At 65.6% G+C, this 13,063-nt stretch carries 11 protein-coding genes and 1 pseudogene; 2 read left to right on the top strand and 10 right to left on the bottom strand.

Going from position 1 to position 13,063, the window contains the following annotated elements:
- Position 1: 1 nt before the first annotated feature.
- A complete protein-coding gene (locus AC1DYK_RS21550; RefSeq protein WP_478168168.1) occupies positions 2-334 on the bottom strand; it encodes a YnfA family protein in 333 nt (110 codons plus the stop codon).
- A 133-nt stretch (positions 335-467) separates the two neighbouring features.
- Complete coding sequence (locus AC1DYK_RS21545; RefSeq protein ID WP_478168167.1) at positions 468-2,342, bottom strand: potassium transporter Kup; 1,875 nt, start codon at positions 2,340-2,342, stop codon at positions 468-470.
- A 92-nt stretch (positions 2,343-2,434) separates the two neighbouring features.
- Here AC1DYK_RS21545 and AC1DYK_RS21540 point away from each other — a divergent pair, with 92 nt between their 5' ends.
- Positions 2,435-3,022: a hypothetical protein gene (locus tag AC1DYK_RS21540; protein ID WP_478168166.1), complete on the top strand. Its 588-nt coding sequence runs from the start codon at positions 2,435-2,437 to the stop codon at positions 3,020-3,022.
- Positions 3,023-3,060: 38 nt separating this feature from the next.
- Here the strand turns inward: AC1DYK_RS21540 and kdpE are convergent, their stop codons facing one another.
- From kdpE to corA, 8 genes are all read right to left on the bottom strand, one after another.
- Positions 3,061-3,765, bottom strand: a complete 705-nt coding sequence (gene kdpE / locus AC1DYK_RS21535; RefSeq protein WP_478168165.1) for a two-component system response regulator KdpE — start codon at positions 3,763-3,765, stop codon at positions 3,061-3,063.
- Between the two features lie 5 nt (positions 3,766-3,770).
- Positions 3,771-6,512 (bottom strand): DUF4118 domain-containing protein, encoded by a 2,742-nt coding sequence (locus AC1DYK_RS21530; RefSeq protein ID WP_478168164.1) that lies wholly within the window; start codon positions 6,510-6,512, stop codon positions 3,771-3,773.
- 11 nt (positions 6,513-6,523) lie between these two features.
- Entirely contained in the window at positions 6,524-6,670 is a 147-nt protein-coding gene (locus AC1DYK_RS21525; protein ID WP_478168163.1) for a hypothetical protein, read from the bottom strand.
- A gap of 12 nt (positions 6,671-6,682) precedes the next feature.
- Complete coding sequence (gene kdpC, locus AC1DYK_RS21520) at positions 6,683-7,255, bottom strand: potassium-transporting ATPase subunit KdpC (RefSeq protein ID WP_478168162.1); 573 nt, start codon at positions 7,253-7,255, stop codon at positions 6,683-6,685.
- Between the two features lie 13 nt (positions 7,256-7,268).
- Complete coding sequence (kdpB, locus tag AC1DYK_RS21515) at positions 7,269-9,437, bottom strand: potassium-transporting ATPase subunit KdpB (RefSeq protein WP_478168161.1); 2,169 nt, start codon at positions 9,435-9,437, stop codon at positions 7,269-7,271.
- An 11-nt stretch (positions 9,438-9,448) separates the two neighbouring features.
- On the bottom strand, positions 9,449-11,251 hold the full coding sequence (gene kdpA, locus AC1DYK_RS21510; RefSeq protein ID WP_478168160.1) for a potassium-transporting ATPase subunit KdpA: 1,803 nt from the start codon (positions 11,249-11,251) through the stop codon (positions 9,449-9,451).
- 1 nt (position 11,252) lies between these two features.
- A complete protein-coding gene (gene kdpF, locus AC1DYK_RS21505; protein WP_478168159.1) occupies positions 11,253-11,351 on the bottom strand; it encodes a K(+)-transporting ATPase subunit F in 99 nt (32 codons plus the stop codon).
- Positions 11,352-11,694: 343 nt separating this feature from the next.
- On the bottom strand, positions 11,695-12,669 hold the full coding sequence (gene corA / locus AC1DYK_RS21500; RefSeq protein ID WP_478168232.1) for a magnesium/cobalt transporter CorA: 975 nt from the start codon (positions 12,667-12,669) through the stop codon (positions 11,695-11,697).
- Between the two features lie 176 nt (positions 12,670-12,845).
- Here corA and AC1DYK_RS21495 point away from each other — a divergent pair.
- A pseudogene (locus tag AC1DYK_RS21495) lies at positions 12,846-13,063 on the top strand (TorF family putative porin); the annotation flags it as partial.

Below are 13,063 nucleotides of genomic sequence, written 5' to 3'. Positions count from 1 at the left end.
GTCATGCCTCGCGCGGTCCGAACATGATGATGGCCATGCCGATGAAACACACGGCAACACCAACCCAGTCGCTGGTCGAAGGCGTGACCTTGTCCACCGCCCATAGCCACAGGATGGCGACCCCGACGTAGACACCTCCGTATGCAGCGTACACGCGACCGGCGGCCGTTGGGTGAAGGGACAGCATCCACGCGAAGAGCGCCAAACTCAGCGCGGCCGGCAGGAGCAACCAAGCTGATTTGCCCTCTTTCAGCCAAAGGTAAGGCAGATAGCAACCAACAATTTCTGCCACAGCGGTGGCCACGAACAATCCAAGAGTCTTGATAACTTCCATGCACGCATTGTGCTCAACGGCAGCTCGCAAGAAATCGTTCAACTGGGAGGATGCATCGTAGGACCGCTCCTGGCCGGGACCGAGGTTTGTGCTTCGCTTGTTCAGCTCCCTCGTGAGCACCGGAGTGCGGGCTTCATATTTGCACACGCGTCCCCAGTTCCACCACACAGTTGTGTGGGAGCCGGAAGAAATCTCCGACGCTGCTGGCATTGCGAGACATGGTGGCAAACAAGGCTTCGCGCCAGTGCGCCATCCCGGGTCCGCGTGTCGGGATCACGATCTCCCGACTGAGAAAATAGGAGACCGCAGCCTGATCGACCTTGAGCCCTTCACGCTCACAAAGGCGCAACGCCCGCGGGACGTCGGGCTCATCCCTGAAGCCGTAGTTGACCTGCACCCTCCAGAATCCATCGACCAAGGGCTCCACTTGCAGGCGTTCTTCCTCCGGCACCCACGGCACCTCCTGAAAGCGCACGGTGAGGATCACGTTCTGCTCGTGCAGCACTTGATAGTGCTTGAGGTTGTGCAGCAGGGCTTGCGGCACTGTATCAGGATTGGCGACGGTGTAGACCGCGGTTCTCGGGGTGCGGCGCACAGACTTGTCGGCGCTCAACGCTTCGATGAACGGCAACAGATCGGGGTCGTCGCTTCGAATGTGCTCGATCAGCAACTCCCGGCCACGCCGCCAGGTCGCCATGATCGAGAAGATGACGCCTCCAAGGACGATGGGAAACCAACCGCCCTGCCAGAACTTGAGCGCACACGAAACCACGAGCACGGCATCGACCAACAGAAATGCTCCGGTCGCCGCCCAAGCGAGTGGCAGTGGATACCCCCACGCGTGTCGAACGACAAAGAAGGTGAGCCAGGTGGTGATGAACATTGTGATCGTGACCGCAATTCCATATGCGGATGCGAGCGCAGAAGAACTTTCGAAACCCACCATCGCGAGCAGTACCGCAGCCATGATGACCCAATTGACGAGCGGTACGTAGATCTGCCCGACTTCCTTCTCGGAGGTGTGCAGCACCTGCATTCGTGGAAGCAGGCCCAACTGGATTGCTTGCCTGGTCAGCGAATAGGCTCCAGAGATGGTGGCTTGGGATGCGATCACCGATGCCAGGGTCGCGAGCACGACAGCGGGAATCAGCCATAGCGTCGGAAAGAGCCGAAAGAATGGATTCTCGAGGGCGGAGGCATCGCTGATGAGCAGGGCTCCCTGACCCATGTAGTTGAGCGCCAGCGCCGGGAGAACGAAGGTGTTCCAGGCCAGGCGGATCGGCTTCTTGCCGAAGTGGCCCATATCCGCGTAAAGCGCCTCGGCACCCGTCAGCGCCAGCACGATGGCGCCCATGATGACGAACAGCTGCCAACCGCGCGCCTGCATGAATTCAATGGCCCGCAATGGATTGAGGGCGGACAGGATCGCTGGCTGCTCGACAATATGAGCCACGCCGGTGATCGCGAGGACAGCGAACCACACGACGACGATGGGGCCGAACAGTTTGCCTACTGCCGCGGTGCCAAAGCGCTGCCCAAGGAAGAGTCCGACGATCACTGCGATCGCGATGGGCAGCACATACGGTTTGAGCGCGGGCGTGATCGTTTCCAATCCTTCCATGGCACCCAGGACGGATATGGCCGGCGTGATGACAGCGTCGCCGTAAAAAAGTGCCGCGCCGAGCACGCCGATCAGCAGGAGAAGCGTATGTCGCTTGGGCGTGCTTCCCGCCGCCTTGGCTGCAAGAGCTGTCAGCGCCATGATCCCGCCTTCGCCTCGATTGCTGGCACGCAGGATCAGCACGACGTACTTGAGCGTGACAACGATCATCAGCGCCCACAAGATCGTCGAAACTGCCCCTATGATGTTTGCGGCGTTGAGGGCGAGCGAATGGGCCGGGTTGAAGACCTCCTTCATGGTGTACAGAGGGCTCGTACCGATGTCGCCATAGACGACGCCCAGCGCGCTCAGCGTGAGAATTCCAAGGCCTTGCCGAGGTGGGTGCATGCTGGGATGTCCGTTTGTTGTCGAGACTGCGGTTATAGGCCAATGCTTGGCTCTCCGGTTGGAAAATGGGGGAGATGGCACGCACCCCAAGCATGGCGTGGTTGTTCGCCGGTGCATCGAAATTGAGCGCACTCGGTCGGCTTCCGCCGATGGCGCTCGTCGAAGTCTCGGGTCGACGTATCAATTTGGAGGTATGGAGGGACTATGTTGAATCACGTCGCCACGTTGGTGCTCAGCGCGTTCTTGCCATGAAGCCGACGAAGGTCATCCTCATTGTCGGCCTGGGCGCGGCATCACTGGCGGTTGCCGCCTTTCTCTTAGCCAGCGGGTGGTCGTGGATCGAATCGGTCGTTACGCAGGACGACACCCCAAAATGCAGCGCAGGCAACTTCGAGGTCGAGAGCCGCAGTGCACGCACCGAGGGCATGCGCATCACCGTCACCGCAGCCGTGCTTAACAACAATCCCATCGCCTGTGGAGTGCAGGTGGCCGTCGCTGTGAAGGACAAGTTCGGCAAGCAGGTCGCCATCGAGCAGCTCTGGGTTGCGGGGGTCAGCAACATCCCCGCCGGCGCGACTCATAGCTTTCCGGTCTACCTGTCGCCTGAAGTGTCCGCGCAAGCGGAGGGTGGCGACTACGAGATCAGGCCGATTAACTCGAGGGTCTGGAGACAGCAGTGAATCGCAGGCAGGATTCGCCACGCAGCGGCACGAGCCTCTCAAATTGCCAGACGGTAGCCGACACCCGTCTCCGTCAGCAGATGCCGAGGCTGCGCGGGATCGGACTCGAGCTTCTGTCGCAAGTGGCCCATGTAGATGCGCAGATAGTGGCTCTGTTCATCGCACAAAGGACCCCAAACCTCGCGCAGCAGCTGGCGATGAGTGATCACTCGGCCGGCGTTGGCCACCAGCACTCCGAGCAGTCGGTATTCGGTGGGCGTGAGATGGACTTCGACACCCGCGCGTCGCACGAGCCGGGCCGGACGATCGACCTCGATGTCTCCGAAGCGGAAGGCCGGTTCAGCTCCGCCGTCGCCTTGCTCGCCGCCTCCCACCGCACGGGGCCGACGCACGGCGGCACGCACGCGTGCCAGCAGCTCTCCGGTGCCGAAGGGCTTGGTCAGGTAGTCGTCGGCGCCGGCGTCGAGCGCCGCGATCTTGTCGGCCTCCTCGGTGCGCGCCGAGAGCACGATGATCGGCACGCCGGACCACCCACGTACATCGACAATCAACGAGATGCCGTCGCCATCCGGCAAGCCGAGGTCGAGCACCACGAGGTCGGGCTGACGCGTGCCGACGGCGGCGAGTCCGTCGCGCAGCGTGCCGACTTCATGCACCTGCCAGCCTTCGGCCTCCAGCGCATTGCGCACGAAGCGGCGAATCTGCGGCTCGTCCTCGATCACGATGGCAACATGGCTGGTCATGGCAGTCAGGGCGAAGGATCGTCGATAGCCGCGGGCGGAGCGCGCCGCGGCAGGGTCACGCTGAATTCGGCACCGCCGTCCGGCGCACTGGCCGCGGTGATCTCGCCGCCATGGGCGCTGACCACTGCCTTGCAGATCGCCAGGCCCAGACCCACACCAGGCGTCGCCGATTCCGCCTGGCCGCGCGTGAACTTGTCGAACAACGTCCGCTCACGCCCCTTGAGCGCGGCCGGCAGACCCGGACCATGGTCGCGTACCGTCAACACGAGCGCATGGGGCGTCGCATGCGCAGCGATCACGATGGGCGGCGCACCGTATTTCGCGGCGTTCTCGAGCAAGTTGACCAGCACGCGCTCGATCAGCACGGCATCGAACTCGACCAACGGCAGGTCCTCGGGAAGCGTTGTCTGAACGATCATTTCTCCTAGCGCGGGCCGTGCCGCGCGGATGGCTGCACCCACCACCTCTTCCACCGACTGCCACTCGCGTCGCAGGTTGACAGCACCGCCTGCGATGCCGCTTTCCAGCCTCGCCATGTCGAGCAGATTATTGACCAGCGCATTCAGCTCCCGAGCCTGAGCCACGATGGCGCGCGCCGCCTCTGCGTGAGCCTCCGGTGGCGTGGCCTGCAGCGACTCGGCCAGCGCGATCAGTGCCGTCAGTGGCGTACGCACATCGTGCGAGATGGCGCCGAGCAGCGCATTGCGCAGTCGCTCCGACTCCATCTCGACGACCGCCTGCTGCGCCACCTCGACGTAGTGCACCCGCTCCAACGCGATTGCGATCTGGCGCGCCAAGGTGTCGAGCTGCTGGGCCTGCTCGGGGATGAGCAGCCAGCGCGGGTGTGCGGGCTCGAGCGCAAGCACGCCGCGCACCCGCATCGGGGCCTTCAGCGGCACGTAGTGCCAGGGCTGCGCAGCCAGCGTTGCGGTCGAAAGACCGGCCGCCTGTCCTTGCCTGAACGTCCAGTCAGCCACGCTGGCGTCGAAGCCGGAGGGTGGATCGGCAGGCACTACGAGCCGGTCGTTGGCGTCCGTCACCAGCACCAGTGCGCGCCCGCCGAAGTGGCCTTGCACTGCGGCAGCGCCGAGCTCGATCACCTGGGCGCTTTCGAGCGCGGCCGAAAGTTCGCGGGTGAGTTCGAACAGCGACTGTGCACGCCGCTCGCGGCTGGTCGATACACCGGCTGCAAATCGCAACCCTGCGGTGAGCTGCCCCACCAACAGGCCGACGACAAGCATGACGGAGAAGGTCACCAAGTACTGCACGTCGCTGACGGCAAAAGACATGCGCGGCGGGACGAAAAAGAAGTCGAAAGCAGCCACGTTCACTACAGCCGAGAGGGCTGCCGGGCCACGCCCCAAACGAAGCGCAACGCCGACCACGCCGAGCAGAAACAGCATGACGATGTTGACCAACTCCAGGACGCCGACGAGCGGCATGGCGACGACCGTCATCGCAATGCTGATTGCCCCCGCCCATGCGTAGCCGGGCCAACGCGCGTGAGAGCGCTCATCCTCCTCCAGGCCCGCTTCGTTGCGCCGCCCGACCTCGCGGACCTGAGCAAGACGACGAGAGCTGTCGGCTCGTGCGACCTCGAGGATGTCGAGGGTGGGCGCGTAGCGCGCCAGTTGGCGCGACAGGTCTGTCCGCGGCCACCAACGCGACCAGCCCTGCGCCGGCTCCGCGTGCCCGACCACCAGCGTCGCGCAGTTGAGCCGCCGTGCCTGGGCCGCCAGTTGCTCGGCGACGTCGACGCCGGTGAGCACCGCCGTTTCGGCGCCCAATTCCTCGGCCAGCTTGATGACGGCGAGGATGCGATCGCGCCGCGCGGCCGCGAGCCGTTGCAACCGAGGCGTCTCCACATAGGCCGCATGCCAGCGCACGTTGAGCTGTCCGGCAAGGCGCGCGGCCGTCCGCACGGTCTGGTCAGCCCCCTCGTGCGGCCCCACGCAGGCAAGGATGGCGCCGGAGGTGTTCCACGCCTGGGGCCCCGCGTCGCCCTTTGGACCGGACTGCTCCACGCGCCAACCGCGCACATCATCTTCCACATGCTCGGCCGTACGGCGAAGCGCGATCTCGCGCAACGCGATCAGATTGCCTTTGCGAAAGAAGTTCTCCGCCGCACGCTCGGCCTGTTGCGGCAGGTAGACCTTGCCGGCGGCCAGCCGCGCCGTCAGTTCGTCGGGCGTGACATCGACCAGCACCACCTCGTCGGCCTCGTCGAGCACGGTGTCGGGCACGGTCTCTTGCACGCGCACGCCGGTGATCGCGCCGACCGTGCCGTTGAGGCTTTCGAGGTGCTGCACGTTGAGCGCCGACCAGACCTCGATGCCGGCAGCCAGCAGTTCCTGCACGTCCTGCCAGCGCTTGGCGTGGCGCGAGCCAGGAGCGTTGGTGTGCGCCAGTTCATCGACCAGAAGCACCGCCGGCTTTCGTGCAAGCGCGGCATCAAGATCGAATTCGGACAGCGTTCGGCCACGATAGGCGACCTCGCGCAAGGGCAGCGTTTCGAGCCCCGCCAGCAGCGCTGCGGTCTCGCTGCGGCCATGCGTCTCGACGACGCCGATCACCACGTCGCGGCCCGCCGTTTGCTCGCGCTGCGCGGCGCTGAGCATCGCCCAGGTCTTGCCGACACCGGCATTGGCACCGAAGTAGATGCGCAGCCTGCCGCGCCGCGCGCGTTCGTCCTCCGCGCGCAGTTGCGCGAGCAAGGCATCGGGGTCGGGGCGCGCGGCGTCGTTCATGGCGGGACGGTTCAGCGCAGCGGCAGGTGCTTGCGCACCGCCTGCCGATCACGGCGGGCGCGCCGCCTGGTGCTGAGCGACACCATCAACCACGCGAAGCCCAGCGGAATGAAGAGGACGGCCAGCGCCAACAGCGCGTGCAGCAGATCGTCGTCCATCTCGAGCGCTCCTCAGCGCGCCTGGTCGAGCGCCAGGTTCAGCGCCAGCACGTTCACGCGCGGTTCGCCGAGCACGCCCCACAGCGGCGCCGCGGTGTGATCCGCGATCAGCTGTTCGACATGGTCGGCCGGCAGCCCGCGCACGCGCGCCACCCGCGCCGCCTGGTAGCGCGCGGCGGCCGGGCTGATGTGCGGATCGAGCCCGCTGGCCGAGGCCGTGACCAGGTCGACCGGCACCGGCTGCGCGTTGCCCGGATCGACGGCCCTGAGCGCCTCGATACGGCCCTTGACCGCCTCGGCCAGCGCCGGATTCAGGGGCCCCTGGTTGGAACCGCCCGACGCAGCCGCGTTGTAGGGCATCGGCGCGGTGGCCGACGGGCGGCTCCAGAAGTGCTTCGGATCGCTGAAGTTCTGGCCGATCAGCGAAGAGCCGACCGCCTTGCCGTCGCGCAGCACCAGGCTGCCTTCGGCCTGGGCCGGAAACAGCGCCTGTGCGGCGCCGGTCACGGCCAGCGGATACAGGAGCCCGGTCAGCGCGCTGAGCAGCACGAAGAGCACCAGGGCGGGACGAAGAATGGGTGTCATGGTGATGAGATCCTCAGACGAGATGCACGGCGACCAGCAGCCAGTCGATGAGCTTGATGCCGATGAAGGGGACGACCAGGCCGCCGAGGCCGTAGATCGCCAGGTTGCGGCGCAGCAGCGCCGCGGCACCCACCGGGCGGTAGCGCACGCCCTTGAGCGCCAGCGGGATCAGGAACACGATGACCAGCGCATTGAAGATCACCGCCGACAGGATCGCAGACGACGGGCTCGCGAGCTGCATCACGTTGAGTGCGCCCAGTTGCGGGTAGGTCGAGACGAAGATCGCCGGAATGATGGCGAAGTACTTGGCGACGTCGTTGGCGATCGAGAAGGTGGTGAGCGAGCCGCGCGTCATCAGCAGCGCCTTGCCGGTCTCCACCACTTCCAGCAGCTTGGTCGGGTTCGAGTCGAGGTCGACCATGTTGCCGGCCTCCTTGGCGGCCTGCGTGCCGCTGCCCATGGCGACCGCCACGTCGGCCTGGGCGAGCGCCGGCGCGTCGTTGGTGCCGTCGCCGGTCATGGCGACCAGGCGGCCTTCGGACTGGTACTTGCGGATCAGCGCCAGCTTGTCTTCGGGCGTGGCCTCGGCCAGGAAATCGTCGACGCCGGCCTCGGCGGCGATCGCGGCGGCCGTGAGCTTGTTGTCGCCGGTGAGCATCACGGTCTTGATGCCCATGCGGCGCAGCTCGGCGAAGCGCTCCTTGATGCCGGTCTTGACGATGTCCTTGAGCTCGACGATGCCGAGCACCCGGCTGCCTTCGGCCACCGCCAGCGGCGTGCTGCCGCGGCGCGCCACCGTGTCGGCGGCATGCAGCACCTCGGGCGCCATCGCGCCGCCGAGCGCCTCCACGTGCCGGCGCACCGCATCGACCGCGCCCTTGCGCAGCGCGACCGGATCGGCGTCCGGGCTCGTCGGCGCCGCCGGCAGGTCGACGCCGCTCATGCGGGTCTGGGCGGTGAAGGGCACGAAGTGTGCACCTTCGACGCCCTGGTCGTCGGTGCCGCCGCGGCGGGCCAGTTCGACGATGCTGCGACCTTCGGGCGTCTCGTCGGGCAGCGAGGCCAGCAGCGCGGCGCGCGCCAGCTTCGCTTGCGAGACGCCCGGCGCCGTGATGAAGGCACTGGCCTGGCGATTGCCGWGCGTGATGGTGCCGGTCTTGTCGAGCAGCAGGACGTCGACATCGCCCGCGGCCTCGACGGCGCGGCCCGAGGTGGCGATCACGTTGGCCTGCATCATGCGGCTCATTCCGGCCACGCCAACCGCCGACAGCAGGCCGCCGATGGTGGTCGGGATCAGGCACACCAGCAGCGCCACCAGTGCGGTCAGCGACACCACCGTGCCGGTGCCGATCGCGTTGACGCTGAACACCGAGTACGGCAGCAGCGTGACGGTGACCATCAGGAACACCAGGGTCAGCGCCACCAGCAGGATGGTCAGCGCGATCTCGTTCGGCGTCTTCTGCCGCTTGGCGGCCTCGACCATGCCGATCATGCGGTCGAGGAAGGACTCTCCGGGGTTGACGGTGATGCGCACGACCAGCCAGTCCGACAGCACGCGGGTGCCGCCGGTGACGGCCGAGAAGTCGCCGCCCGACTCGCGCACCACGGGGGCCGATTCGCCGGTGATGGCGCTCTCGTCGACCGAGGCGACGCCTTCGATCACCTCGCCGTCGAGCGGGATCACGTCGTGGGCCTCGACCAGCACGACGTCGCCGCGGCGCAGATCGGGCGCCTGCAGCGGCAGCCACTTGCCGCCGTGGAAGGGCTCGGCCAGCTTCTTGGCCCAGGTGTCCTTGCGCAGCCCCCGCAGCGAGGCGGCCTGCGCCTTGCTGCGGCCCTCGGCCAGCGCTTCGGCGAAGTTGGCGAACAGCACGGTGAACCACAGCCAGACCGACACCGCGAACACGAAGGCCGACGACATGCCGGTGTCGCCCGGAAAGCTCAGCGCGTGCACCCACAGCAAGGTCGTGAGGATGCTGCCGATGTAGACGATGAACATCACCGGGTTGCGCCACTGCACCCGCGGGCTCAGCTTGGCGAAGGCGCCCCACAGGGCCGGCTTGACCAGCGCGGCATCGAACAGCGAGAGGTGCTTTTTCTTCCTGGCGAGGGCCTTGGCTTCAACCACGGCCGCCAGTTCGGCCGGCTCGCCGAGGGAGATAGGAGAAGGGTTCTGTTTCATGGTCTGCGGTCTCATTTCCACAACATCAGGTGCTCGACGACCGGGCCGAGAGCCAGCGCGGGCACATAGTTGAGCAAGCCGACCAGCAGCACCGTGCCGATCAGCAGCGTGACGAACAGCGGGCCGTGCGTGGGCATGGTCCCGGCCGTCACCGGCAGGCGTTTCTTGGCCGCCAGCGAACCCGCGATGGCGAGCACCGGCACGATCACGCCGAAGCGGCCGAACCACATCGCGATGGCGAGCCACGCGTTGTAGAACGGTGTGTTGGCGGACAGGCCGGCAAAGGCGCTGCCGTTGTTGTTGCCGGCCGAGGTGAACGCGTAGAGAATTTCCGAGAATCCGTGCGCGCCCGGATTGGCGATGCCAGCTCGGCCCGCGTCTGCGATCACGGCGACGGCGGTGCCGGCCAGCACCAGGATCGGCGTGACCAGGATCGCGATCGAGGTCAGCTTCATCTCGTGCGTCTCGATCTTCTTGCCCAGGTACTCGGGCGTGCGGCCGATCATCAGCCCGGCGATGAACACCGCCAGGATCGCGAAGACCAGCATGCCGTAGAGCCCCGTGCCGACGCCGCCGAACACCACCTCGCCGAGTTGCATCAGGACCAGCGGCACCATGCCGCCCAGCGGCGTGAAGGAATCGTGCATGGCATTCACCGCGCCGCACGAGGCCGCGGTGGTGACGGCCGCGAACAGGGCCGAGGCGCTGATGCCGAAACGCACTTCCTTGCCTTCCATGTTGCCGCCGGCCTGCAGCGCGCTCTGCGCCTGGTCGACGCCGAGCGGCGGCAGCAGCGGGTTGCCGGCCTGCTCGGCCGGAATGACCGCGATCACCGCCAGCACGAACATCACCGTCATCGCTGCGAGGATGGCCCAGCCCTGCCGCCGGTCGCCGACCACGCGGCCGAAGGCGAAGCACAGCGCCGCCGGGATCAGGAAGATCGCCAGCATCTCGACGAAGTTGGAGAGCGCCGTCGGGTTCTCGTACGGATGGGCCGAGTTGGCGTTGAAGAAGCCGCCGCCGTTGGTGCCGAGCATCTTGATCGCTTCCTGCGAAGCGACCGGGCCCATGGCGAGCGTCTGCGTGGTGGTCGTCGCGTCTTCGAGCACCGGGTTGCCCGCCGCGTCCTTCAGCGGCTGGCCGCCGGCATCCAGCCTGGGGCTCTGGTAGGCCGTGGCTTCCAAGGTGCCGATCGTCTTGTAGGCATCGAAGTTCTGGATCACGCCCTGGCCCGCCAGCACCATCGCGATCGCGAACGCGATCGGCAGCAGCACCCAGGCGGTGATGCGCGTGACGTCGACCCAGAAGTTGCCGACGAAGCCCTTGCCGTCGGTGCGCCGCGCCGCGAAGCCGCGCGCCAGCGCGAACGCCACCGCAATGCCGGTGGCGCCCGAAAGAAAGTTCTGCACCGAGAGCCCCAGCATCTGCGTGAGGTAGCTCATGGTCGATTCGCCGGCGTAGCCCTGCCAGTTGGTATTGGCGACGAAGCTCACGGCGGTGTTGAAGGACGAATCGGGGGACACCGCCGCCATGCCCGCCGGGTTGAACGGCAGCATGCCCTGCAGCCGCTGCAGGCCATAGACGGCCAAAGCGCCGATGGCGTTGAAGGCGAGCAGCGCCAACGCGTAGCTGCGCCAGTGCATCGACTGTTCGGCAGAAGTCCCCGCAAGTCTGTAGAGCGGCGCTTCGACGCGCAGCATCCAGCGCGGCAAGCGGCCTTCGCACAGGGCCGCGAGGAAGCGGCCCAGCGGCCAGGCCAGCAGGCCCAGCACAATGAGGAAGAGGACCAGCAGGCCCCAGGCAGAAGCACTCATCTCAGAATTCCTCGGCGCAAATCAGCGCGAAAACCAGATACGCGAAGAGGAGCACGGCGATCAGGCCGCCGAACCCGTAGAGGACTTCGAGACTGATCACGGACGCTCCCCTTTCGGTGCGTCGAGCTTGCACAGCCCGAGCACGGTTTCGGCCATCACGACCCACATCACCGCAATGGCGGCAATCCATACGACGTCCATTCTTCACTCCTGCAAAAGCAATTCTGAAAGTGTCCGCTCGGGTGCGTAAAAACGGGAAATAAAGTGCGGCGGGGGGCGTAAAAAAGTCGTAAAGAGAGGCTCCCCGTCTTCCGAAAACGCGCGAAGCAGTCCCATTCTTGAGAAGGGATCCAACACCCGGCTGGAGGGTTCTCCGCGCAATCAGATGGGGGTTCTGGGGGAAAGCCAGCCGGATGACCGGGACACCCCCTTCGAAATGCACCTCAGAGCCAGCCTGCTCGACGAAACCGGTAGTACAGGTAGCCGCATATGCCGATGATCAGCAACAAGGCGGCAGGATAGCCATAGGTCCACTTCAACTCGGGCATCTGCTCGAAATTCATGCCCCAGATGCCGGCAAGCGCCGTGCATACGGCGAAGATACTTGCCCAGGCGGCAAAGCGCTTGACCACCTCGCCGTCTTCGATGGTCACCATCGACAAGTTGACGTGGATGGCGGTGCCGATAGAGTCGAAGATCGCCTCGATGGTGTTGTTGATCCGGTTGAGGTGGTCGACGACATCGCGGAAGTATTCCTGCGAGCCGTTGCAGATCTGCGGCACCCGGGCGCCGTAGAGCTTGCCAGTTCCTTCAAGCAGCGGAGCAACGGCGTGCTTGACCACCATCAGCCGCTGCTTCAGGTCATAAAGGCGCGTGATGCTCTCGCGCGCAGCCCCTTTGGTGAAAATCCGCTGCTCGATGTCCTCGAGTTCCACCTCGAGCGCATCGATCACGGGAAAGTAGCGGTCGACCACGGAGTCCATGAGGGCATAGAGCACGAAGCCGGGTCCTTGGCGCAGCAGTTCGGGCTCGCGTTCGCATCGCTCCCGAACGTCCACGAATCCATGCTCGCTGCGATTTCGCACCGACACCACGTAGTTCCGCCCGACGAAGACGTCGACCTCCCCGACGTGCAACGCCGTTTTTCCCGCGGGGTCGGACTCGAGCAGGTGCAGCACCACGAAAAGAGAGTCGCCATACTCCTCGACTTTCGGCCGTTGGTGGCCGTGCCGTGCGTCTTCGACGGCCAGCGCGTGGAGACCGAACTCGCCCTGGAGTTCACTCAGTTCTTCGGGCGTCGCGTCGCGCAGTGCAACCCAGACGAAGCATCCGGGAAGCGACGCGTACTCGCTGATCTCAGCGACCTGGATGTCAGCGAGCTTGATGCCCTCTTCGTAAACGACGCAGTTGATGAGCATTGGAACGCGCGCATTGAGGATTTCGGACATATTGCCACCGACGTCAGCAAGAGGCACCTGCCTTGTGCGTTGCCTGGCGGCAAAGAGACCAAATCTTTATGCGCAGCCCCACGCTTTTTACGAGCTTTTTACGAGCGCAGCCGTACGCTCTCACCTCCCCCAATCGTTCATCAATCATGAAACTCGCATTCGAAAGAACCTTACTCGCCGCGTCGTTGATGGCGCTGCCGATGCTCGCCAGCGCACAGGCCGCCGCCGCCGACGCACCAGCGGCACCGGCGCCGAATCTCACGGGCAACGTCTCGCTGACCACCAACTACAAGTTCCGCGGCCAGGACCAGGACGTCCTGGGCAAGCACGACTTCGCCAATGACGACTACGTCAAGCCCGCGAT

The sequence above is a fragment of the Variovorax sp. P2_H12 genome, from assembly GCF_056403395.1.
Note: the sequence above shows the minus strand (reverse complement) of the source record. Positions and strands in the feature narration are given on the sequence as shown.

Excerpts from the sequence above, each read along its gene's own strand:
- AC1DYK_RS21550 (WP_478168168.1), bottom strand. The coding sequence starts at position 334 with ATGGAAGTTATCAAGACTCTTGGATTGTTCGTGGCCACCGCTGTGGCA.
- AC1DYK_RS21545 (WP_478168167.1), bottom strand. The coding sequence starts at position 2,342 with ATGCACCCACCTCGGCAAGGCCTTGGAATTCTCACGCTGAGCGCGCTG.
- AC1DYK_RS21540 (WP_478168166.1), top strand. The coding sequence starts at position 2,435 with ATGGCGTGGTTGTTCGCCGGTGCATCGAAATTGAGCGCACTCGGTCGG.
- kdpE (WP_478168165.1), bottom strand. The coding sequence starts at position 3,765 with ATGACCAGCCATGTTGCCATCGTGATCGAGGACGAGCCGCAGATTCGC.
- AC1DYK_RS21530 (WP_478168164.1), bottom strand. The coding sequence starts at position 6,512 with ATGAACGACGCCGCGCGCCCCGACCCCGATGCCTTGCTCGCGCAACTG.
- AC1DYK_RS21525 (WP_478168163.1), bottom strand. The coding sequence starts at position 6,670 with ATGGACGACGATCTGCTGCACGCGCTGTTGGCGCTGGCCGTCCTCTTC.
- kdpC (WP_478168162.1), bottom strand. The coding sequence starts at position 7,255 with ATGACACCCATTCTTCGTCCCGCCCTGGTGCTCTTCGTGCTGCTCAGC.
- kdpA (WP_478168160.1), bottom strand. The coding sequence starts at position 11,251 with ATGAGTGCTTCTGCCTGGGGCCTGCTGGTCCTCTTCCTCATTGTGCTG.
- corA (WP_478168232.1), bottom strand. The coding sequence starts at position 12,669 with ATGCTCATCAACTGCGTCGTTTACGAAGAGGGCATCAAGCTCGCTGAC.